This window comes from Neobacillus sp. Soil_C_43 (genome assembly GCF_057656715.1).
Genome location: NZ_JBDGJV010000051.1, coordinates 1 through 373, shown reverse-complemented (window position 1 = coordinate 373; position 373 = coordinate 1). Strand labels below are relative to the sequence as shown.

The following is a 373-nucleotide window of genomic DNA, read 5'->3' as shown; positions in this document are numbered from 1 at the left end:
TACAACCATACGGTCCTTGTCCTGGAGAGTGGGGTTCATTGATTCACCGTCAACAACAATGGGGGTAAAGAAAAAAGAGCGAATAATAAATGCTATAACAAGAGCACCCAATATTGATTTAACCCATTCAAACGTTTCATTTTTCTTCTTTGTCATTACTCATCCTCCCTTAATATTCATCAGAATTCATATCCTCATTTTACCATATTTATTTGGGTATATATTGTTTTTCTTAAGCTATCCTTCCAGTTACAACAAGAAAAAAATGACCGCCGCAGCGATCACATTATCCTGAAAAAAGCACCCGTTCGTAATATAAGGTTAGCCAGATTTTACTGGTTGACCTTTTTTTATATGGTCTTATCATATCTGT

General features: G+C 35.4%; 1 protein-coding gene. It reads right to left on the bottom strand.

Annotation, left to right across the window (positions count from 1 at the left end):
- The coding region (locus tag AC3A54_RS25540; RefSeq protein WP_487656677.1) for a S26 family signal peptidase at positions 1 to 156 on the bottom strand (156 nt) is incomplete at its 3' end.
- Positions 157 to 373: the final 217 nt, after the last annotated feature.